This window comes from Clostridia bacterium, assembly GCA_026414765.1.
Taxonomy (GTDB): Bacteria; Bacillota; Clostridia; order Acetivibrionales; family DSM-27016; genus SKW86.
In genome coordinates, this window is record JAOAIJ010000042.1 from 89,442 (window position 1) to 113,386 (window position 23,945).

Sequence of the window (23,945 nt, forward strand, 5' to 3'; positions counted from 1 at the left end):
ACAAATTTTCTTGATGTATCAAAAATACAAACCTGATACAACTTTGTCTAAAGTCCATACCTTACTATGAATCCGGTCTTTTTACCCCTTTCAAATCCTACTCTCTCATAAAACTTAAGGGTTTCTTCTCCCCTGCCTGACATTAGCATCACTTTATAGCAGCATTTTCCCTGTGCAATTTCAAGAGCCTTTTTCAACAGCCTTGTGCCGTACCCTTTATTGCGATGATCTTCATGGGTAACTACATTCTCAATTAATCCATATGGCCTTGCATTCCGTGTCATATTTTTTATTATGACGAGGACACAGGATGAAACCAGTTTTCCATCAACCTCCAAAACAAGGTAGTGCTGATTTGGATCATTAAGTATTTCTTCCCATAGAGCAGTCAGTGCTCCGTTTATTTCAAGCTCCGGGTCATCTTTGTTTAAGTGCCTGTAAAGCTCCAGTAAAGCTTCTATCTCATCTTTTTTTATATATCTGATCATTTCATTCATCATATTAGCACTCCTTTAATGCATAAAATCCTGCTTGCATGTATGAAACCCAGAATACTTCAACTGTCGAAAAACCGGCTTCCTTCAGCAGCCTCAGATGCTCTTCAATTGTTATCGGAAAATACTCCTGTCCAAATCTGGCAGCGTGTTTTTCAGCTTCAGCCAAACTCTTTCCCTCTTTTAACTGAAACCTCTTCCACCTTTCCAAGCCGACTTTAGAACCCGTCTCAGAAAAAGGTCTTATGTTTTCAAAGGTTATATATGTCCCTCCACTCTTGAGCATCCTAAAACAGTTTTCCGTCGCCGTTTTCCTTACTTCCCTGTCCATATAATGATGAGCTTGTATGGCTGTAATAATATCAAAACTTTTATCAGGCAAGCGGATATCCTGAGTAGAAGCAGCTTCCAGCACCTCTATCCTGAAATCTCCCGTTTTTGTGATTTTTCCCTTTGCTATAGCCAGCATTTCATTTGAAGGGTCTGCAAGAACAAACCTTGTGTTTTTAAAAATTTCACAAGCAGAAACACCAAATGTCCCTGTTCCACATCCTGTATCAAGCCATATAGCAGGCATAGGATCAATTGTTTTAACAAGATCAATAGTTTCCGAATGGAATAAGTTATAATACGGTATGGTGGCATTTATTTTTTCATCATACTCTGAGGCCATATGTGCAGTTTTATTATCGTTCAGCATTTTCATCCCCCATTGTATTTCATTTTTCAGATAATTTCATACCTGTCATCTATACAAGATTTACGAATTCATCTTTCAATATGGCGTAAATACAGCTATCCTCTATAATCCCGTTTTTTACAACATTACATTTCAATTCCGCTTCCAGCCTGAATCCTGCCTTTTCAAGGCTTCTCCTTGATCCGGTGTTTCTTGCAAACGGTTCAGCATATACTCTGTTTATATCGAAGTTTTCGAAAAGAAATGCAGTGATTAATCTGACAGCTTTTGTCATTATTCCCCTTCCCCAATATTCTTCTGCCAGATAATATCCAATCTCAGCATTTTTCCTATAGACATCTCCTTTCAGAAATGCTCCTATGCTTCCTGCTACCCTTCCATCTACTACAATAGCAAAAATCTTTGACAGTCCATTATTATTGTCTTTCTGAAGGGCAATAAATTCCCTCGCATCGTCAATTGTATACGGGTGTGGGAAAGCATCCCGCAAATTGTCAAAAATTTTCTTATTGTTAGCAATTTCTGCAAGTCTTTCTGCATCTGAATCTGCCCATTCCCTCAAAATAATTTTATCATTTTCAATCTTCATTAGAATCCCCCTAAGTATTTCTTTGTACATAATATTAATGAATGTTCAATCCTCGATCATTACAATGGTATTCCTTCAAATATTCTCTCACCATAGGATTAAAGGTATCAACCTCTCTTCAATGAAAATAAAACCCACAGTATCACACTTTTGTGACTCCGCGGGTATATTCCACGTGTAAGGCAACCTATCAAAAGTTGAACCTCTATGCAGCTCAAATTAATTAACTCTTACGCATACTCACTTTTAAAGTATTTTTTCATACCATTTCCAATTTGTCAATATGTATCTATAAACCGTTTTCTGACAGGGTTTCTTTCGTATATATTTGCTTTGGAAGTATTATCCGTTTCCATATATATTTGAAAAGCTTTAGCTGCCATAAGGCGTTTCCCTATATAGTCATTAACGCCATCCAATTAGCAAATTCATCTACTAGGTTACTTGACACTACAGACACTTAATGCTATTATGTACATAATTTAGTAATTTTTGTATGATTGTGTATAAATGCTACAAATTTTACACCTTATTGCTGATTCTTGAACTCAATTTAATACCAAGTCTATTAAGTGATTCCAAATATCACAAAGAAATAGAACAGTAAAGGAAGCGTGAAAGCTTTGCAATTACAAAAGGATTATGGAAAAGTAGCTATGGATTTGCATATTCCCCAAAAAGCTTATGGGCTGATAAAATTACTCAGACCCAAACAGTGGGTTAAGAATACATTTGTATTTTGCGCATTAATTTTTTCAAAAAACCTCTTCAACCGCGAACTGTTTATAGAATCTATTTATGCGTTTCTGCTTTTTTGTTGTATTTCCAGTTGTGTATATATTTTAAATGATATTGCGGATATTGAAAAAGACAGAAAACATCCTAAGAAGAAGCATCGGCCTCTCCCTGCAGGATTAATAACCAGAAAGCAGGCAGTCTTTTTCCTCATTATACTATTCACTTCCTGTGTCATTTGCTCTTATGTGTTAAGCATACCTTTCACAGTAATCATTTTATTATACTTTATCCTTAATGTTTTATACTCTTTCAAACTGAAGCAAATAGTGATAATTGATGTTATGGTCATTGCTATTGGCTTTGTCTTACGGGCTGTATCAGGAGCTATTATGATAGATGTGATAATATCACCCTGGTTAATAATATGTACTTTGCTTATTTCTTTGTTCCTGGGACTAAACAAAAGAAGAAGTGAATTTCTCATGCTTGATGAAAAATCTATAGAATGCAGAAAAACGTTGGGAGAATACTCCGTTGAAATGATTAACGAAATGTTATCAGTCGTTAGTTCGTCTACAATTATTTCCTACGCATTATACACATTTACTGCATCTGAATCTGTTTACATGATGGGTACAATCCCTTTTGTCCTTTATGGTATCTTCAGATATCAGTACCTGATATCTAAAAAAGGCTGGGGAGATACTCCTGAAGTAGTTCTTTTAAAGGATATTCCACTTATCGTTAATATACTGCTCTGGTCTGGATCTTCAATAATAATAGAGTATATTTTGTAAAATTTAGGAGGTGTGCTATTGTTGCCCTTACCGATAAAATATGCATTATTTGCTTTACTCTCCATGTGTATAAACCTCTTAACCCAATATCTGTCTTTAAATATTTACAACAAAAAATATAGCCTCTATATTGCGATTTTTTTTGGTACTCTCATTGGTTTGATAGTCAAGTTTGTATTAGATAAGAAGTTAATTTTTTATTATCGATCGAAAACAAAATCTCAAGATATTTATAAGTTTATCCTATATTCATTTCTTGGAGTGTTCACAACTTTGATATACTGGGGGTTTGAAATCTCTTTTGACTACTTCTTGAGTTTTAGTGCCGCAAAATATATAGGTGCTGTTACAGGTTTAACTATTGGTTACTTAATAAAATACAATTTGGATAAAAGATTTGTATTTAAATAACAATTTGCATCAAAGGAGGAAGTAATCGTGAAAGTATTAATTACAGGCGGGTCAGGTTTTCTAGGTATAAACCTAATAAGGTATTTCTTTAATGAAACTTGTGATTTCAAAGAAATAACTGTACTGGACGTGGCTGATTTCGATTATCCTGAAAGGGAAAAGATTACCTTCATAAAGGGTGACATCAGAGATAAGCAAATAGTATCTAAAGCTATGGAAGGTGTAGATATCGTGGTACATACAGCTGCTGCTTTGCCTTTATACAAAGAAAGTGATATTTTTTCTACTGATATAGACGGAACAAGAAATTTATTAGAAGAGTCATCTAAAAGAAACATAGCCAGATTTGTACATATCTCCTCTACAGCTGTATATGGCATTCCCGACCATCATCCTCTATGCGAAAATGACAGGCTGGATGGCGTTGGAGCCTATGGAAAAGCAAAGATAAAGGCTGAGGAAATATGCCTGGAATATAGAAAAAAGGGTATGTGTATCCCTATAATCCGGCCGAAATCTTTTATAGGACCTGAACGTTTGGGCGTTTTTGCCCTATTTTACGATTGGACCAAAGACGGAAAAGGCTTTCCTATTCTGGGAAACGGAAAAAACCGTTATCAATTCCTTGATGTAGAAGATTTATGTCACTCAATATATCTCTGTCTTACATTGGATAAGTCCAAGGTAAACGATATATTTAATATAGGGGCCGAGAAATTCACTACCATGAAGGAAGACTATCAATCAGTCCTTGACTATGCGGGATTTGGAAAGAAAATCAAATGTTTCCCTGCAGCCCCCGCTATTCTGATACTGAGATTTCTTGAACTGCTGCATCTTTCACCATTATATAAGTGGGTTTACGAAACCGCAGCAAAAGACTCTTTTGTATCCATTGAAAAGTCTAAAAAAATCCTTGGCTTCAAGCCGAAATATTCAAACAAGGATGCATTAATAAGAAACTATAAGTGGTACCTTGAAAATTTAGACAGTTTCAGGGATCAGACAGGAATCTCTCACAGAGTGCCCTGGAAACAAGGGATCTTAAAAATAGCCAAACTATTCTTCTAAATCTACCCGAACAATAAGTTTACATAATTTAAATAGGAGGTATCGGATGTGCGCATTAAACGCTGGTTTTCAACATATTATCAGGAAGTAGTATTGGTATTGCTTAGTTTAGTTATATTCAACAGGAATATGCCTTCTGCCGCTAATATTAACCCATGGACGGCAACACCTTGGGTTGTGTCGTACGAGAATGGTTTTGTATCAAGAGGATTACTTGGGACAATATTAAGCAAACTTATACCGGTTGTAACTTTAAATAATCTTCATCTTGTTTTTACAGTAGTATACTTAATATTTTTATTGGGATTATTGATTCCTCTCATAATTATTTTAAGGAAAGTAAACAGGGATGATACACTATACAAATTCATGCTATTTTTTATTCTCAATCCGGCAACGGTGGGTATGTACGCAAACAAGCCTAATTTTGGACGGTTTGATGTTTTTATGATACTTATAACTATCATTTGTTTGGTTGTATTATCAATAAAAAGGCATATATGGATTATCCCCGTGCTTATGACTCTTGGAATGCTTATACATGAAGCTTTTCTGTTTATGTATGCACCTATAATTTTGGCAGCAACACTATTTTCATTTTTCTGGAATGGTAAAAGCAAAAGCATCTTGATCAACTTTGGTGTTTCCGCATTTACACTCTTAAGTTCTTTTTTAGTATTGCAGCTATTCGGAAAGGCAGGTAATCTGGAGCTATCCGTATTTTCAGAAAAAATCCAGGCACATGCAGATTTTCCTATAGCAAAGGATATGCTTAATATGGAGTACTATTTTAGTACAAAAGAGCATATCAGCTATGTTTTGGAATTCCTGGTAAGACACAATATGGTTTTTGGCTTAATATTTGCCTTAATGATTCTAATCCCGACTTTCCTTTTGTTCAAATATGCATGGAGTTATGTATTTAAAAAGTACACATCACAACGCCTCGTTTTTATGTTATTGTGTCTGGCTACTGCAGGTCCCTTTATACTCTGTACCATTGGGATCGACTATGGAAGGTGGCTATCTTCCTTTATATTTGCTAACTTCCTAATCATATTTTATCTGATATACAATAAAGTTATCGATATTAAGGAACTTAGCAAGCGCTTCAGCAAATCATTCTACTACATATACCTGCTTATTATGATAATGTATGTAATGCTTGGTTCTATGACTGAGCTTTTAGAATTCATATAGCTCTGATATAAAATAAAAGTTCTGAAACAGTAACGTTTCAGGACTTTTATCTTATTTATCCGGTACCGGTATCTTGTGTTTCTTTATTTTCCATTTACCACCTTATTTTATTATTACACCTGGCGAATTATTATGCCAATAATAAATGGGGACAGAAAATCATCCCCATTTATCACTTAACTTTAGTCAATAGGACCCTCAATAGGACAACTGAACGGCCCGCTTCCAGAGATAAATGTTATTTCTTCCGTTTTCGCCGTTCTTCCGTCACTCGAGTAGGCGTATAACCTTATCTTCTCACCATCTTTCACCTGGACTGTTACAGCGAAATTGGGTTTATTCGGATAAACCGTGCCATGTTCCCACATCTTGGTTTTAGCACCTTTGTATTCTATGTAAACAGATTCTGTTTTCAGGTCGTTTGCACTGACTTCTTTCCACCATTCAGCACAGTTATGCAGTGACAGACCCGGATCCCAACCGGTATCATTGGTTACAACCACATTCACCGAAGCACTTTTAGTCGGGTCGGCATTACTTGTAACAACAACGTGAATTTTGGTCTGCCCGTTTACAATACTTGAAGGAGCCGTGTAAAGCCCATTTCGATCTATACTTCCCCCATTTGTTTCCTTTATCGACCAGGTTACCGCTTTATTGGCTGTCCCTGTGACAAAGGATTTGAACTGCACTGTTTTTCCGGGCTTCACCCATACATTTTGCGGAGACGCTGAAACAGCAACTGCCTGACTGAAATCCGGATCAATAAATCCCTTTCTTAAAGCTTGCATCAAGAAATTCGGGTTGGAATGGGTTTTTACATAACCCTGGTTTATAGTCCAGATTATTGTTCCACCATAACCATTTTCACGGCAGAACTTCCCCTTCTCGATAATGGATTGTTCATCTTCAAATGAAATGTATCGACTGCCAAAGCTGTCTGGTTCTTCAGGTTCCGGAATACTAAGATAAGAACACATTGCAGCAGAATCCCATTTTCTGTATTTTTCCGAATAAGCTCCTCCGTCCCCAAAAAGCCTGGATAATGAATAATGGTTGTCACCACCTGCAATAATATCACCAAGTCCGTCGGTGGGCTGATTGGGAGCAGTAATGCCGCCTTTATAGCCAATTGCGTAGAAACCTATTCCCATTCCCAGCTTCTTTTTAGGAATTCCCGCCTTTGCGTACCGATTAAGAGAATCCTCAATACTTACAGGTGTGTTGGGTTTTGCACCTTTGAGAGGACTTGTATGCCATGAGTACCAACCTGATCCAGCCCAAGCGGTACAAGGATAATAAGACATAATGTTTAGCTGGTCTACATACTTTGCAATCTCAACAATTTTGGGTTCAACCTGCTGGTAGTTCATATTTATTGCACCACATGGCATCGTTATGATTTTTCCAGGCGCAGCCGCCCTGAGTTCTTTTGCAAATGTAATAAAGAGATCCCAGTCTAAATCATTCTCCCAATCAAGGTCAATTCCATCGTATCCATAATCATTCATGGCTTTTACAAGATTTGAGATGAACAGTGCTCTATGATTACGGACAGCCCCCCGAATACTTGTTCCGTTGTCGTCTCCTCCAAGCATTAAGATGGCCTTAACTTTGTTTTGATGGGCTAATTCAGCAATTTTTCGTGCCAAACTAGGTCCTGCCGGAGCACCTATATCAAAATTGTGATCCAGTGTACCATTGGAATTGGCTTTTATTCGTCCCATCGTTATGTGGGTAAGACCGCTCCAATCAATTTTCTCAGGCGGCAACAAATCATTCTGGTATGCTACATAGTAACCATTCACCCAATTAGCACCTGATGGTGTTACCGGATCGATACTGGTTACAGTTACTGTGGCTGTTGCACTCTTTGCGGGATCTGTACAGCTTTTAGCAATTACATGGTACACACCCGGAGTCCTTGGAGCAGTATACATACCGCTACTACTAACAATACCCCCGCTTGCCCCCTCCTGTACCGACCAGGTCACAGCAGTACCGGTTGAGTTGGTTACCAATGCAGTAAACTGCTTTGATTCTCCTGCCTTTAGTGATACTGTTGTAGGAGACACTGTAACCGAAATAGGTTGAGTTGTATCCCATTCGCCGGCAGAAATCCTGGATAAGATCCACCACAACGCACGGCCTTTCATATTTGCACTTAACGGCTTTGTATGCGAACAGTATGAAGTTGACGCCTTATGAAGCAGCAGACTGTCCCGATGCGCCTTTCCCCAATCATCCATCCAATTCTTATCACCGGGATATGATGCATCTGGACTTGAATAATATGTGCCATTCTCATTTACCTTTTTTTCAAGATAACTGTTTCCATCAGGATCATGAGATTCAATATCGGCAAAATCAAATAAAATTTTGTTATTTTTAGTGCAATAATCGCGTATCAGATCATTGTTCCTGTTTGAAACTCCGCTGATACCTTGTCCGTCATTATTGCCTGTCATATATATGAATTTTATATCCGGAAACTCTTCTTCAAGCTTGTTCATAGTATCCAGATATGCTTTTATTACTCTTTCAGATGAACTAAAAAAATCGTAGCACCCTGTAAACATTGCCGTATCAAACACAGGTCTCCCCTTGCTGTCTTTCTTAGCAAGCCCTGCTCTTATTTTATCAGCCCACGGACCTATTTCCACATACTTCCCCGGAATTGCACCCACGCCAAAGTACATCAGGAGCTCCTTGCGGTCAGATTTGTTTGCATTATCTACAACATAAGGCAAATAATAATACTGCTTTGCATTAAATATATCCTTATCGTTGCCTTTCAGACCAGTTTCATTCAAACTTGCAGCCCCATACACAAGCTGCTCGCCATGAGAAGCATGCCCAAAAAAAATAGATCTGGATCTTGCCTTAAGGAAAATATCCGATGGTACTTTGCTTATATCGACAGAATTATGATCTGCAATTATTGCACCCGGTTTTTCTCCGGCTCTGCTACTGTTTGAAACTAATGCAGCTGAATCAATAGGAAGTGATAAAGCCAGCACAAAAAAACATAAAACTATTGAAAATAGTTTAAATACAACCTTTTTCACGTTTCGATACCTCCTACATTATTATAGAGTTAACTTTGATATGTGATCACATATTACTATACGTAAACTAAGTGTTTTTTTAGATAGTCGGATCTCATTTTTCGTAGGAAGTACAAATCAACAGTAGCATTTACTGAGCATTATTGTAAGACAGCCAGTGAAAAGAGCAGCCTAAAACTAAATTTCAAAGCCCTCTCTATGGTTCAATACCCCATACAAGTTTGCCCTTGTAATACGCAGTTACCTTATTCCAGTCTGTAAAGTGCCCGTCTTCAAATTCAGGGTTATATGAATAGTCATTATCCTGCTTGTATATGGTCCATTTCGCTTTATTAAACCACGAGTATATTTCAACCGATGAACCAGGAGCGCACGTTCCTCCAGTAAATGATACTTCGAGATAATAATCGGCCTTGTCTTTAGAACTTTCCATCTTTACAAATTTACCTTCTACCTTTTCCTTTCCAATAGTTGCCCAGCAGCTAAAAGTCTGATCTTCTTCACCGTCTATGGTAAAATAATACCTGAATTTTACATCCTTTAAATCAATTATTTCATCACTGTTGTTTACCACCTGAAATTCAGGGTTAATCTGCATGACATCCCCAACAGTTTTCTTTGCATTGAAATAACGTATTTTAATTTTAGCAGAAGTGTTTGATTCTGGTTTAGTCTGGACAGTACTATTCCCAGAGACTTTTCCTGCAGTTTTTGTTTCATTCCCGGAGGATTTAGGTATATCTTGTTCCTTGCTCTGAACATTTTTACTACCTTCACCGGCATTTTTTACAGGAGCCTGCTTTTGTACAGGTAATGCTGCCTTCCCCGAAGGTGCAGATGTACCGGTATCAGGATTCAGGCTGTCTGTTTGAGGCTCTCCGTCTATCTCACCTAATAATCTATCCAGAAGTGTAGAAACCTTATTATTTTTTACATCATCAAGTGAAATATCTACCCCTTTTTCTCTGGCTTTAATCAGCAAAATCTGCCTTCCGGTAGATATTCCGTTGGCATCCGCCTGTTCTTTCACAGCAGGGTCAACCTTAACTACTTTTATCAACAAATCCTTGTTTGTGCCGTTTGTGCTGTAAAAAGTCTCCAATAATTCGTCAAGCTTTTTGTCCTCATTCTTTTGATTTCCGTTAACCTTGTTCCCTTTGGAATTTAAAGTTCCTGTAATCAATAAAACACTTTTGGGGTCTTTCGGCAGCAGATACCCCATTTCCCTGGATTTTTGAACAATAAGCTCAATGCCTTTATTAACAGCCATACCTTTGATTTCAATCTTCTGCACTAATTTTTCCGCATCAGAATTTAAAGGATATATGTCAATAATCATGTTTTTTTCGTTGACTGAAAGTTCAAGACTGGGATTAATGTCCACATCTATATATGCATATATCTGATTTGAAAGTCCTTTAAAAGGCATGCTAAAATACCAAATAAAAGCTATAGCAATCACAGCAGCAATACTTGCAGCAAACGCTAGATATCTGGGTATGTTTTTGCTCCTGTTCAAAATATCCTTTTCAGTAAAGGATATCTGCTGTCCTACAAACATCTCAGCTTTTCTTCTTACAAAAACCATATTGAAATCTATGGTCATTACAAGAACACGGCTTTTTTCAATTTCCATTATAGTGCCGATTTTAATCAAATCTATCACCTTTCAAAAAAATTAATGTAACCTTTTATTACTTCAAGCTCACTTTTCATTATGAGACACAATGTTATTATAAATTTCCTGTTTCTGTCTATTGTCACCCTGTGTACATCTAAAAGCTTTATCAGATCAGTTATCGGTATGTTTCCGGTACGCATCATTTTTTCGTAAATTTCACGGTTGCCAACTATCGTATTTGCTATTTTCATACAAAGCCTTTTTGAATCGATATGTTTTGGTATGTATTTCGCAAGATCGTTAAAGGAAATCCCAAAGTCGGCAAGACGTTCTTTAAATATAAGTATCTCTTCCTTTATTTCGATATTATATGCCAAATTGTCGTTTTCTTTTAGATATTGTTCCTCAAAGCTATGTATATCATCTTCAAAATACGTAAACGGCAATATGTTTCTATTTTTTTTGTTACTTCTTATATAGTCTATAAGCCTGCGGTTTATTAAAAGGTCGGCAAAATGCAGGAAACTGCTGTTTTTTGATGCGTCATACTTATTTATCGCTTCATTAAAAGCAATCAAGCCTATACTGTATTCTTCAGAGGCTTCAATATCAACATATTTACCTGTGACACGGGCGACAGTTTTAACTATAAATGTCTTATACCTGCTGATAAAATCTTCTCTGAGATTTATATCACCACTTTGAATTTTAGTTACAACTTCCCCTTCTGAGTCTCTATGACTCTCTCTTTTAAAGAAACCAAAAAGTGTCAATTTGTCCATCCTTTTTTTGTAGTTTACATTATTCATTTATTTTACATCAGAAAACATAAATTTACAATTATATGATTTTTATGAAGATATTTATCTGATTTTTCATCTTTATTAAACAAATTAATAAAACAAATCACAGCATTTAGGTTTATACAATCTGTTTGTCTACAAACCATCGTACGTCCACTCTTGGTGTTGTATTTCTTACTCTCCTGTGATATTATTATTCCATAATATTACAAGGTGGGTTTTCTATGTCAAAACTGATAAATGCCCCCTAGTCTGTAATTTAGCAGATAAGAAATCAAATTCCTCCAAGGTTCAATAAAGAAAACACCAGAAGAAAATCATCAATAATCAGCTAAAATATGACTGAATTCTAAAGGGGTGGCAGTAAAATGCAAACGAGAACAGCAGTTAAAAAGAAAGAAGAGCAGAGTTCCGGAGGAGGTAGTAAAAGCATACCTCAAAAAGCAGCTGCACAAAAATCTGATGTAAGAACAACAGACATATCAAAACTGATTCAGCTTATTTATGACGATCCGGATACTCTGACCCTTGAAGAATTCATGCGGCTTCAAAGCTCTATAGGCTACAGGCAGGCTATAGGACTGCTGACTGATGCAAAAAAGCGTCTGGGGTTGGAGAATATAGAAGAAAAAAGTATCGATAGCTGGCTTGAAAAAATCCAAAAGCCTGTTGATGGTCTAAGGCAATCTATAGAAACATTTTATAGCGGTGCACAGGATATGAAGTTCAAATTTGATCCTGAAGAAGATGGCAAATATACAGACTGGAGGCCTACCAGCTTATTGTCAGAAGTGGTTGTAGCTGCCGGATTTTTATACGATCCCGTTCAGGACATAATATTCTCAAAAATGCATCCTTTTCAAAGAATTGGCGGGTATGCAGAATTTTACGATAAAGCAGCACCACAGGCAATGAATGCCATAATAGATTGTGAGCCCATTTATTTTAATTATGATGGGAAAGATTGGATGATAGAATTGTGGAAAGGCCAGTATGGTATGGAAACCGGTGCAGAGATCGGAATATATAACAGGGACGAAGGCAAAGTTGATGTCCGTGACGTTGCAATGGGCAGGTTTTTTGACTGCGTAAGTGATAAAGAACTGCTGAAAATGTCATTTACATTATTTAAGAATGGTAAAGAACTTTTTCATAGAAATTCGGACATTGAAAAAACAAGTGCAGTAGAAAAACACTGGTGGTTGACAGGTTTTAAGTGGGGTGAATTTACAGGAGATCCTACCAATGAGTTAACAATGGACATAAGTATCACTCTGGAAGATGAAGCTATGCGCAAAGCATTTGTTGAGGGTTTAAGGAATGTAGGCTACAAAAGCGGAGTCAGCTGGAATGATACTACAGTAAATTTTGTATTCGGCAAACCCTATTCGAAGCAAACGGATTCAAGGGCAGAGCACTCAGAAAGCATTCAAAGGAACAATAAATCTTATATAGAAAGCTACAACACCCTTAAGCAATACCTTAAAATGAGCAGTAATGACCCGAATCTTATACAGGAAAACCTGGTTAAGAAAGGTTCAAAGGAAGTAGAAGCAGCATACGATAACCTAATAAATTATTTCAAGTCCATTATAACTTCTGCTTTTAAGTGATTTACTATCTGTAAAAGTAAACAAAATAATGGTTTCAGTGGGGGTATTAACTGTGATAGGATTCGTTCTCTCATCATGTCCAGGAGATGGTAATTTTAGTGAAATGAAACTGTATGCCGGAATAAAAACGGATAATCTCGAACAGATAAATGAAGCCTTGGAAGATGGGGCCAATATAGATATAATAAGCGGAATATGCAATCCTGAGTCAAATCCGGTCAGGATTGCACTAGACAGCAACAGGCACAGAATAGCCGAACATTTGATAAGACGCGGCGCTGACCCAAACCATTCTGACAGTAACGGCATTTCACTGTTAATGTCTGCCGCATACGATTCTAATGTACATTTTTGTGAACTTCTTATAACGCATGGAGCCAAAGTTGATAAAACCGACAAAGAAGGGAATACTGCCCTGGAATATGCAGTACAAAGCAACCGTACAGAGAAAGAGATCAATTGTGTAATAGCTTTACTTCTTGATAACGGAGCCCTGATAAGACCGGAAACTTTTAAAGCTGCAATCAAAGTTAATACAATAGGTAATGGAATATTGCGCTATGGAATTATTAAGAAAATTCTGGAAGCTTTGATAAAGGAAGGTTATAAATCTGAGCTTGATCCACTGCTGGAAGCTGCTATACTTGGAAATTCAGCTATAGCAGACCTGCTCTCCTTTACAGATGAAATTACCGGTGAGTATGCTCAACAGGTTTTGTTTTATACTGCTGTATCGGGAAGAGTGGAGATAATGAAGCTCCTTGAAGAAAAAGGACTTGTTCTGGATACCTGTGATATTCGGAATAATACTCTGCTGATAAAAGCTTCGGAATACGGACAGCTGGAAATGGTGAAATACTTATTAAGCAAAGGTATAGGAATTGAGTCTAAGAATTATGACAACGACAAAGCATTAATCTCAGCAGTTAGAAATAATCATTACGAGGTAGCCGAATACCTGATAAATAAAGGGGCGGATCTTAGCCCATATGGTTTTGCCGGCGAAAAAGATTTGCTATATGAAGCAGCCCGAAACAACAACATAAAAATGATGAATCTGATAACATCCGCAGGATATCCTTTGAACAATGACACTACAGGAAAAGCAATGGCTGCGGCAACGGATAATGACCGACTTGAGGCACTTAAATACTTTTTGGATAGCGGAGCATATCCTGATATTGAATCCAGTATGGCTATGATTCCACTGGAAAACAGCTGCCTGTCAGGAAATCTTGATGCAGTTAAGCTTCTGGTAGAAACCGGCGCTGCCATTAATGGTAAAACCGGGGACGGGAAGCCCTTAAATATCGCTTCAGGGTATGGAAATAAAGACATTGTAGAGTATCTGATTAATAATGGTGCTGATGTTAATGCAACAGCTATATCAACCGCCGGAGAAAAAGCAGGCCTGAGAGGTGAATCTTCTTTAATGAAAGCTGTAGCAAGGGGTAATTTCGATATTGTAAAATTATTGGTAGAGCATGGAGCTGACCTGGAATACCAAAACCAGCGTTTGGGTATGGATACTGTAATTATTACTACTGCCGGCTGCGGAAGCAGTAATATTCTGGAATATCTTCTGCAAAAACACGTAAATATAGATTACAGAAATCAGAATGGTCAGACTGCCTTGATGCGAGCAGTGTCAAACGGCCGGACTGAAAATGTAAAGGTATTGCTGAATCATGGAGCAAATACATGCATTAAAGACGGCAGCGGGTATACAGCGTTAGATATAGCTAAAGCAAACAAATACAATGATATCATTGATATACTGGAAGCCGCCCTTGAGTGATATCCTGCAACAAGTTTATGATGTGGTGAAGCTACAGGGTTTTGTTTCCAGTCCCTCAATATGTCTATTTAAGTTGCTTTATAGCTTCTGTGTATTTTATTCTTCAACATCATAAAAATCTTTGAAATAGCTATCAATTTCACCCATTGCGATTCGGTTTTCTTCCTCATTTATTTCAAGACAATCATTTATATATTTATAGCAATACCGGCATTCAGAGCCACAGTTTCTATTCAGACAATCAATCTCTTCATTTACGAAAAACTCAAGAAATCCATTGAGCGCCTGATTTCTTATCTTGAATTTTCTATATGAATAAAGCTTAATTGCATCCATATAAGAGCTATTGCTGAACATGCCGGATTCAAAAATAACCTGAAAATTTGGTGAAAGAAAATGGCTGCTGTCTGCAAGACTCAGCAAATCAGACAAATATCCGTCATAGCTTCTGTTATAATAAGCTGATGCAGTTTTTAGCAGAGCCGGTGTGTTCTTGTTTCTTTCAGTAAGCTTGAAATTTTTTATGCCTATATCCTCATAATACTGCAAATCTTCCGGTCTTATCCAGCAGGCTTTTATCAGCTCTACAGGGTTTTCCAGAATATACCTTGTGCATTTCAAATAACACATATCCACAAGGAGTTGACTGCTTGCATTATTGTTACTTTGTGAAGTATGGCTTAAGTAATTGCCATGATATTTCTTATACGGACACCCAATGACACAACTGTTTGTTGCGATCAATCTTATATCGCAGTTTATGTTTTTGCTGATCTTTTTAAGCAGCCCAAAGTTCCTGTTTAGCGATTCAGGCAGTGTTATTTCGTCAACTCCCATCCGTTCAAAGTGTCTCGCCTTTTCTAAAGAATCAACATGTGCAGAAACAGAAAGTCCTATTTTTATTTCAGGAGCTGCTTTTTTGATAATTTCTATAAGGAATGGTATAGAAACAGTTATCCAGTCTACCTTTATGGACCTGAGCCATTCGAGTTCTTCATATACTGCTTTCAATCCTGCCTTTGTGTGTTCAATGTTGTTTATGCATGTAGAATTGAGCAGATAATCAAACTCTATTCCATTTTTATGGGCTATCTCAACATGTTCTTTTATATGCTTCCTGCTCACTTCAGGAAGCAACACAGAGGATCTGCCTCCTCCAAATATATCCCTTGATAACTTTCCATAAATTTTTTTTATATCAAAATTTTTCACCTGTGTAATAAGGTTGTGATCAAAGTTTGTCGATAGAGAAAATGGCATTTTATTCCCCCCTAATTGTTCCCAATATCATCTCTCCCACTGCAGCTTCTTCGTAAAATTTTTTACCCAGTACCTCCGATAGTGCATCCGAATCTCCCGAACCCAGAATACAACTTCCAATATCCATCGCTGTTGCTGCCAGACTGATATTCTGAAGCAAAACGCCTGTATTTTTCAGTATCAGAGAATAAGCAATTGCTTCATATTTCCACGAAACCCTCGGAAAACGTGCAGAAATCGTCAATAAAACTTGAAGTTCCTTACACTTCGAAGCCCCTTGGGCATTTAAAACCATTTTTTGCACATGGGGCGTTATTTCTGAAATAATATACAAAGAATGCTTGACCGGATCATAATAATACAAGCCCTTAGCCAAACCATCACAGTTTAAAGCCGTTATATATATTTCGAGCTCATAAATACTTCCGCCGCTTGGGTAAGGTCTCTTGCTTATTTCATGGAAAGTATCGAAACCAAAGGACTTTACCCTTGATGTCAGGTATAAAAGCTTACCCAACTGTTTCAAGGTAATAGGCTTCGACTCAAACTTTCTCGCAGAATACCTTTTTTCTATAACATCAAAAAAAGAAGATCCCTGAGTCTTTACAGCTTCTATATCGGGCTTATAGAGCATTACCGGCACTACATCCACAGGTGGCTCCTTAACAGGCGGAAGACATTTGATTGTTTTCTGAAATCTATAGGTGGCTCCGTAATCTTTTGTATGTCGCCCGTATCTGCTGCGCCCATGCAGCAAAAGGTCATGAAATTCCCATTGCCTTAGGCTGTCATCCTCTTCATTACTGTCAGAAACAAACAAAAACATGTACAGTAGCCTCAATGCAGCTTGAATTTTGCTTCCATTCCGGTCATTACCGTAAGTATCCTTCACCAAATTAATTCCATCAGGGTCAAACAGGATATTAATCAATCCGATGTCATATACTTTTACTATAACAGGGTTTAAGGCTGTCTCCATCCGTATTCCACCCTTTTCTCTGCGAATAAAAGTAAATCTGGACAGCTTGTACTCTGTATCGGCTTCAATATTCTTTTCTGTTCTGAAAGTATATTCAGACAGCATATTTACATCTAAAATTCCAGGAATACTATAGGTAAGCAGGCCTTTTGCATCTAAAAATGCAATCAATGAATAAAACAATGGCAAAACCATAAAAGAATGATTCTCAAGGATTTTATCGGTAATAGCTGAAAAGGCTGCCGGTGACTGGCTGATTTGCATTATATAAGGCTTTAAAATCAAAAATTCCTTTGACAGCTTTATTCTGTTGTCAGTTTTGCATATGTATACACTTTCATCATCTGATTCTTCTACCCATGCTTTTTTGTTTAGCCCTATATTGCATCCCAAACTCTGCAATACCTCCAAAAACTTCATAAACTAACCCTCTCCTAAAAGAAAACCGAAATCGGATTCAACTCCTCTTCTTCTTTCTTCTGCTTTAATATTTTCATTTTTACCGGCACTTCGTACAATCTACCTGGACCAAGGCGCTTCCAAAAATGCCTCAACCCGGGGACAATCACCTTAGCTACCGGCAGTCCTATATCAGGTTTTGTTATGTTCAGAAAATACACGTCCATTCCTTCATCCTTCAGTCTGTGCTGACAGTACTTAATAGATTCTATAATAGATGGTTTACAAACTACACCGTAATCACTGCTTGACTTCTTTATGCCTGAAAGCGGTATCAGATATGGCTGGTTGTCAATTGTAGCCATATCCAGCCAGCTTGAAATTGCAGGATCCTTCGAGTAACGGCCGTCATAAAGTATCGGCAGAAATTGGTTCAGCTCAATCAAAGCTCTTTCAAGTGCAATTCTTGCATCTGTGTGTGCTCCGAAACCGATCAAAGGCTTTTTGCCTTCTTTATCACATGAAACAGCAGCAAAACAAGGTATGTTCAGATCAAAGTTCAGATCGAGCACATACAAAGATCGGCCCATTGTCTTGTAATATTCAATAAGCTGGTTGAAATAGCTGTCATCAAAGCTTTTTATATCCACTTCAGGGCAGTTCAGCATATTGTACCACCAGATTGCTACGCTATCTCTCTCTATCAATTCCAGTAAACCCTGAAGTATTGCTTCCTCTATAGTATTACCTGCTGCATTTCCATTTGAATCGGGATAACAAAAACGCTTTAATTCGTCTTTTACAGGATATTGGTAATAGCAATAATTTGCGGGTAAATACTTGTAATCCTCACTTCCGAGCAATAAAACCCTGGTCCAGTCAATACTCTCCTTCTCGTCAAATTCCCCGGGAATCATGAAATAGTACTTGCTACATTCCGCATTCAGCTGTGCTCGCATTTGATACTGTTTTTTACTGAAATTCAGGCAATTATAAGGATGAATTGCTCTCCCACCAAGTTCTTCATATGTTGCATTTATAACTTCCTCTTCTCCCTGGAATGAGCAGCTGTACCTTTCGATTGCTTCACATAGCGCTCCTGCCTTTGCTTGTGAATGATTCTTACCTTTCCCCCCGCTAAAGCTTCTTATATGGTTATTGAGCCAATATAGGCTTTTGCTCTTTAACGCCGTGTTTGCACCTGAGTAATAATTATAAACAGGGGAATCCTTTTGGTCAGGTATTTGCTCCAGAGTCTGTACCACTCCTGTTATCGGGCTGACATGATGTCTATATTTTTCTATAGTACTCTCAGGAGTAGATGTTCTGAAGCCTCCATCATATGAGAGATTGCAGTTATCTTCCCTGTCCAGCAGAACTGCTTTATTCTGGATTTGGTGTATTGTCTTGGGATCACCGCATTCTGCACATTGAGGCCTTTTTACCAGTGTATGGGTATTCATGGAAAGATTGTCTGTATCAAAAGACAGCAGCTTTCCCTCCAGATTTTTACTCTCATTGAAATACAATAATTTAGCTACTTCAAGAGAAGTAATATCCGCTGCAATCCGAAGCCCTGATGCTGCTGACGGCAATGCCTGGCTATAGGTACTTTCACCTCTAATACCTCTTACAAAAGTATGTATGCTTTTGTTTAGAGATACCCTCTGCTCCAGACACTTCCAGCATCCCGTTTTAGCCGGTTCAAAAACAGGTCCGATCCAGATAATCGTTCCTGACGGCTTAACAAGCATCCATCTTTTTCCGGCCTTTAGCGCATCTTTGTTTATTTCAGAGAGTTCCGGTGACTCATAATCGTCTGTAACAATAATATCCAACATACCGGAACTGCTTACCCTGATCTTGTTTTTTTCAAAAGAGCTGTAGAATTCTTCAATACTCCCTCCATAATTGATTGCCCTGATAGAAACAGTATTTTCATTAAGGATACTGTGTAACTTTGCAGGTGACATCTCCAATTCTCCCCAGAATGCTGCCTCCTCTTTTGTATATTCACAGCAATTTCTTGTGATAATATTGCTTTTTTCCAGCTCTCTAAGAAAAAAAATCACCTCCGCTGCCGAAATGCTGCTTTCTAATGCATCAATCAAGTCATTGTCATTTGAAACCCCCTCAGATATTCTGGATAATATATGACATATCTTGGGATTTGACAAAATTATATTTTTCCTTTCAGAATATAGAATAATGGCATCCTCAACAAAACCATATGTAAACCGCGGATTTATTATTATGTTGTCAGACATTTTGCACACCTTTTCTTTTTGATTTATAATATAAAAGGGGAACACTTTTTCAAATACTGTGTATCAGATGTATGTAATAAACCTTATATTAACTAAGGGCAACAACAGCAGCAGCAGCAAGCACTGAAAGTTGTATCTCCGTCTGCCAGCAAACCGGCTGAGTTCTGTGGCTTGGCCGGAAGTGGCAGTGTTAAAACATTGTTTTGGCAGTCAAAAGATTGTGTGTTTCCTCCATCATCAATCTTTATGCTGACTCCTTCAGGCAGACTCACACCTTCACCTGCCAGAACCTTTGAAGGATTTGATACAAGCTGCTGCTTGTAAGCGGCGTCATCCCATGCTTTGACAACTATCTGAGCGTACTTTTTTACAAAGTCCTTATCATTGAAATTCATATCTAATTTCTCCTTTCAAGTGTCAATTGATTTTTCATTTTACATTATGTACTTGTTAACACTATATGTTTACAAGGTTATTTGCAGCAGTTTAGTACTTTAAAATCTGATTAAGCAGCATTCCCCTTTTATTGGCAGTATCATTATTTCTACCAGGAATCTTTAAATTAACCTGGCTATGTCGGTTTAGTCAGTCATGCTAATAACCCTCTCAACTATCGTCTATCTGTTCAAACTGAATCATTAACTCCCTTTGGGCAGTAATAACCGGAATATACTTTGTATCAACCACCACTGCCCATTTGTTTTTCAGTGCTGTTTCTTGGAAATCAGACTTGCAATAACTCTGAACTTTCATTATTTCATTTGCTGTTTTCTTGTCAAACAAAGTATGTTTCGTAACTGCAACAGTTCTGGTATCATATATGAGGTACTGTCCCATAAATTCTGTAATTGTTAATACCGGCATTTTATCCGGCCATTGTAACTTCCATCCGTTCACTATCTGGTAAATACTCTTAATAAGGTCAATATTCTCATAGGCTCCACAGCTATATGTGCCGGAAAAGCTATAAGCGAGTAGTGATACATCCGTATCATCCGGAAAAACGTTTCTATGTTTTTCACTGGGTACAAGATTTTCAATATTGTATTCATTAGGATGTTCATAGTAGCTGCTGAATCTATGAATATCAATGTGGCTGAAATTGACGGGTGGTTGCAAATGGCTTATAAGCGGCAAAATATCAAGTATTTCGCTATAAAATATTCCTTCATCTCCCGGAGCTCCCCAAAGGAGATTCCAGTGCACGTCCATGTCAATTGAACGGGCATTTCTTAGAAGAAGTATGTTTTGCCAGGCTTTCACACCTTTGTTCAAAAGCTTAAGCATACCTGTGGAAAGAGATTCGACTCCCGGCTGAATACTCTTGATGCCTGCATCAGCCAATTGTAATAATTTATAGAAATCGAGATTCGCCTTCTGTTCGTAAAAAACAGGCACCTTGTTTCCTGCCCCGATCAAGTCTGGTACGAAGGAATTAAAATACTCGTAAGGCATAATATTATCCGTCATCTGAACACGAACACCAGGGTGCTTCCCGGTAATTTCAAGAAATTCCTTCAGGATTTTTTCCCGGGATTTTTGCCGGAAACATTCCCTCTCTTTGTTTATTCCGCAGAAGGTACATTTATTTTTTGCTCCCCACCAGCATCCCCGGCTTGATTCAAGCAAAATAGCTATATCATCCGGAAGTTCACTTTCCGGCATTTGTTTAAGTTGCCGAAAAAAGTCATCGTATTTCAAGCTGCCATATGTATCAAAGTCTTTTAGCGGCTCTCCATAAAATATCCTGTCATCAGGCAGCTCATTTTTTATGTACGAATCTAAGAAGCTGGCGAAAGTCAGCTCACTTTCACCGGAAAAGACATAATCAATTGATTCCGATAGTGAGGATATTCCCTTGGACATATCCCCTTCACAGTTTGCTCCTCCGATAATTGTCACTATCGATTTATCAAACTGCTTAACCTTATTGATTACCGCTACAGCAGAATTAGTCTGTTCAAACATTGTCGAGCAGCCAACAATTTTATAATCATATTCTGAAATTGTATCTGTACAATAATTTATAAAGCTGTAGCACAATTTCTCAAGTTCAACTACTTTCTCCACATCAAAGAAATCATCATTTTGATAAAAATACTCAAATAAATCATTTGCACTGTTTTGCCCTTCTCTGCTATCCGGGAAAGAAAAAAGCTCTTCCAGCCCTCCACCTAACGCCTTCATACCATAAGCGCTCCTGGAAAACAGCCTTTCTCCAAGCATGCCTATTCTGGACTGTCTGTATATTGCTTCATAATTATTTCTTCCCATGCATGCAGCAAGTAAATTGCTGAGATAGAGAACATTTGAGCTGAACCCTTTACTTTCAGCAACCGCCTGAAGGATATGCAGACCTATAGAAGGAAATTTCAGTGAAGCAAACGGAGTTACAATAAATAGAATGTCCGTATTTTTGTCCAAAACCTTTTCCAAATATGTTCTTATAAAATCTTGCATGTATCCGTGCTCTATAATATCATCACCCCATTAGACCAGCTTTTTTAGTGTTTCGTGATACTTACAGTTAATTACTTCCAATCCGGCTTCCTTTTCCTCAACAAATAAGGAAAAATCGCAGATATTCATCTTTTGGTTTTTTATTGACTCAGCCGCTTCCAGAAGGAAATCCACATCATAAGAATACAATTCCCTGAACCAGCTTTGCAGTTCTTGTTCACATTCTTTATCACCTATAGCCGCTGCTTTATGCAAAAGATATTTTCTGGCTATACATGGCTCCAGTTTTGGTTTCCATTCATTCATCAGAATATGAAGGAGTGCAACTCTTGTATCTTGGAATTCATAACCGGTTTGATTATTTATCAATAAGTTCTTTTCTTTCAAGGAGTTATAAAGCGCAGTTCTTTCAATAGGGATATAGCAGCTTGCTGTAGAAGGTATATCCTGGCCGGCACCTAAAAATTTTGCAACTCCGGTATTTTTGAGTGTATTAAGATTTACGATGATCTCTTCAATAGTAGTAAACGGCTCAAAAATCATAAACCCGATTTCCACCTTCAGACAAAGATCAGAAATAATGTCCAGTGACTCAATATTCTGCGCTACTGTTGTCTTCTTATTATATAGATCAAGCTGTCTCTGGACAAAGCTTTCAATCCCTACAAAAAGGGTATCAAGCCCCACCTCTTTCAAAAGCCCTAGTTCCTGCTTGTTTTTGATTACATCGTTTGCTCTTGTATTAGCTATTATTTTTACATGTATGTTTCTTTCAATCATAGCCTCATAAAACTCGCGAAGCCACCTTTTTCTTCTGGCAGAACCGTCGCAGAAATTTGAATCATTGATCCGTATCATTCTTGGATTATATTCCTTGACAAGCTGTTCAATTTCATTGACGACATTAGCCACACTCCTGTACCTGATACCCTTAGTCCCATTCATCATCGAGAACTCTTCTTCACTGCAGAAGCTGCATTTTCCATAACATCCTCTTGAAGTAAGGATTGACACTATACCTGCTTTATTTCTGATAAATGCTCTCTGCGGGAAAGGCAATTGATCCAGATATGACGTCGATGGCTTTATTTCATTCTGTATTATGTCCCCTCCGTTTTTATAGGCAATATTCCCCAACGCTCTCCAATCTCTTCGGTTTGCAACTGCTTCTGCAATATCTGCTACTGTATATTCGCCTTCTCCCAAAACACAGCAATCTATATTTTCATTTGCATTTAATACTGTTTCATAGCTCAAAGTAGCAAAATAACCGCCGGCAAATATGAATGTATTAGGATGTATGGACTTAACTACACTGATTATTCTGTTTGCATCTGAAAAATTGAAATAAAACATGGAAATGCCTATTATGTCATATTTATATACAGCCAATATGCATATCAACTCTTCCAATGAAATGTTTTGACCGGGACAGTCATAAACATCTGCTTCATACCCTTTCATCTGAAGGCAGGAAGCAATATATGCAATACCCAAATAAGGCATCGTGGAAAAATTTTCTGACCATTCACTCCCCACAGTTCTTCCCCAGATGTTTGGGGGATTAATTAGGCATATCTTCATTATTGACTCCTTGTAATCCGTCAGATGTGTTACTAAAAAACACCCTTGACCTTACAACAATCCACAAGCAGGCAAATCTGTATCTTAATCCTC

General features: G+C 37.7%; 18 protein-coding genes. 6 read left to right on the forward strand and 12 right to left on the reverse strand.

The window, feature by feature from the left end; genetic code table 11:
- Nucleotides 1-47 precede the first annotated feature (47 nt).
- From N3I35_15730 to N3I35_15740, 3 genes are read right to left on the reverse strand one after another with little or no spacing between them, the layout of a single operon-like run.
- A complete protein-coding gene (locus tag N3I35_15730) occupies nucleotides 48-497 on the reverse strand; it encodes a GNAT family N-acetyltransferase (protein ID MCX8131529.1) in 450 nt (149 codons plus the stop codon).
- A 4-nt stretch (nucleotides 498-501) separates the two neighbouring features.
- The gene (locus N3I35_15735; protein ID MCX8131530.1) at nucleotides 502-1,194 is read right to left on the reverse strand and encodes a class I SAM-dependent methyltransferase; all 693 of its coding nucleotides are present in this window, start codon (nucleotides 1,192-1,194) and stop codon (nucleotides 502-504) included.
- A 49-nt stretch (nucleotides 1,195-1,243) separates the two neighbouring features.
- Nucleotides 1,244-1,783 carry a GNAT family N-acetyltransferase gene (locus N3I35_15740; GenBank protein MCX8131531.1) on the reverse strand — a complete coding sequence of 180 codons (540 nt, stop codon included), beginning with the start codon at nucleotides 1,781-1,783 and terminating at the stop codon, nucleotides 1,244-1,246.
- 656 nt (nucleotides 1,784-2,439) lie between these two features.
- Between N3I35_15740 and N3I35_15745 the strand changes: the two genes are divergently transcribed.
- The 4 genes from N3I35_15745 to N3I35_15760 are packed head-to-tail and all read left to right on the forward strand — an operon-like array spanning nucleotide 2,440 to nucleotide 6,000.
- Nucleotides 2,440-3,318 (forward strand): decaprenyl-phosphate phosphoribosyltransferase, encoded by an 879-nt coding sequence (locus tag N3I35_15745; protein ID MCX8131532.1) that lies wholly within the window; start codon nucleotides 2,440-2,442, stop codon nucleotides 3,316-3,318.
- 18 nt (nucleotides 3,319-3,336) lie between these two features.
- The gene (locus N3I35_15750) at nucleotides 3,337-3,729 is read left to right on the forward strand and encodes a GtrA family protein (protein ID MCX8131533.1); all 393 of its coding nucleotides are present in this window, start codon (nucleotides 3,337-3,339) and stop codon (nucleotides 3,727-3,729) included.
- A gap of 27 nt (nucleotides 3,730-3,756) precedes the next feature.
- A complete protein-coding gene (locus N3I35_15755; protein MCX8131534.1) occupies nucleotides 3,757-4,800 on the forward strand; it encodes an NAD-dependent epimerase/dehydratase family protein in 1,044 nt (347 codons plus the stop codon).
- 48 nt (nucleotides 4,801-4,848) lie between these two features.
- Nucleotides 4,849-6,000 (forward strand): hypothetical protein, encoded by a 1,152-nt coding sequence (locus N3I35_15760; protein MCX8131535.1) that lies wholly within the window; start codon nucleotides 4,849-4,851, stop codon nucleotides 5,998-6,000.
- 182 nt (nucleotides 6,001-6,182) lie between these two features.
- On the opposite strand, the gene N3I35_15765 is transcribed toward N3I35_15760, so the two are convergent.
- From N3I35_15765 to sigI, 3 genes are all read right to left on the reverse strand, one after another.
- Nucleotides 6,183-9,068 carry a glycosyl hydrolase family 18 protein gene (locus tag N3I35_15765; GenBank protein ID MCX8131536.1) on the reverse strand — a complete coding sequence of 962 codons (2,886 nt, stop codon included), beginning with the start codon at nucleotides 9,066-9,068 and terminating at the stop codon, nucleotides 6,183-6,185.
- Between the two features lie 196 nt (nucleotides 9,069-9,264).
- Nucleotides 9,265-10,725: an anti-sigma factor domain-containing protein gene (locus tag N3I35_15770; protein MCX8131537.1), complete on the reverse strand. Its 1,461-nt coding sequence runs from the start codon at nucleotides 10,723-10,725 to the stop codon at nucleotides 9,265-9,267.
- Nucleotides 10,726-10,730: 5 nt separating this feature from the next.
- Nucleotides 10,731-11,498: an RNA polymerase sigma-I factor gene (sigI, locus tag N3I35_15775; GenBank protein MCX8131538.1), complete on the reverse strand. Its 768-nt coding sequence runs from the start codon at nucleotides 11,496-11,498 to the stop codon at nucleotides 10,731-10,733.
- Nucleotides 11,499-11,860: 362 nt separating this feature from the next.
- Between sigI and N3I35_15780 the strand changes: the two genes are divergently transcribed.
- Complete coding sequence (locus N3I35_15780) at nucleotides 11,861-13,105, forward strand: DUF4474 domain-containing protein (GenBank protein ID MCX8131539.1); 1,245 nt, start codon at nucleotides 11,861-11,863, stop codon at nucleotides 13,103-13,105.
- A gap of 52 nt (nucleotides 13,106-13,157) precedes the next feature.
- Nucleotides 13,158-14,903 (forward strand): ankyrin repeat domain-containing protein, encoded by a 1,746-nt coding sequence (locus tag N3I35_15785; protein ID MCX8131540.1) that lies wholly within the window; start codon nucleotides 13,158-13,160, stop codon nucleotides 14,901-14,903.
- Nucleotides 14,904-14,999: 96 nt separating this feature from the next.
- Here the strand turns inward: N3I35_15785 and N3I35_15790 are convergent, their stop codons facing one another.
- From N3I35_15790 to N3I35_15815, 6 genes are all read right to left on the reverse strand, one after another.
- Nucleotides 15,000-16,163, reverse strand: coding sequence for a U32 family peptidase (locus N3I35_15790; GenBank protein MCX8131541.1), 1,164 nt, complete (start codon nucleotides 16,161-16,163; stop codon nucleotides 15,000-15,002).
- Between the two features lies 1 nt (nucleotide 16,164).
- Entirely contained in the window at nucleotides 16,165-17,562 is a 1,398-nt protein-coding gene (locus tag N3I35_15795; protein ID MCX8131542.1) for a SagB family peptide dehydrogenase, read from the reverse strand.
- Nucleotides 17,563-17,576: 14 nt separating this feature from the next.
- Nucleotides 17,577-19,808 carry a TOMM precursor leader peptide-binding protein gene (locus N3I35_15800; GenBank protein MCX8131543.1) on the reverse strand — a complete coding sequence of 744 codons (2,232 nt, stop codon included), beginning with the start codon at nucleotides 19,806-19,808 and terminating at the stop codon, nucleotides 17,577-17,579.
- Nucleotides 19,809-19,900: 92 nt separating this feature from the next.
- On the reverse strand, nucleotides 19,901-20,203 hold the full coding sequence (locus tag N3I35_15805; protein ID MCX8131544.1) for a hypothetical protein: 303 nt from the start codon (nucleotides 20,201-20,203) through the stop codon (nucleotides 19,901-19,903).
- A gap of 211 nt (nucleotides 20,204-20,414) precedes the next feature.
- Nucleotides 20,415-22,268, reverse strand: a complete 1,854-nt coding sequence (locus N3I35_15810) for a RiPP maturation radical SAM C-methyltransferase (protein ID MCX8131545.1) — start codon at nucleotides 22,266-22,268, stop codon at nucleotides 20,415-20,417.
- 30 nt (nucleotides 22,269-22,298) lie between these two features.
- The gene (locus N3I35_15815; protein MCX8131546.1) at nucleotides 22,299-23,852 is read right to left on the reverse strand and encodes a B12-binding domain-containing radical SAM protein; all 1,554 of its coding nucleotides are present in this window, start codon (nucleotides 23,850-23,852) and stop codon (nucleotides 22,299-22,301) included.
- Nucleotides 23,853-23,945 lie beyond the last annotated feature (93 nt).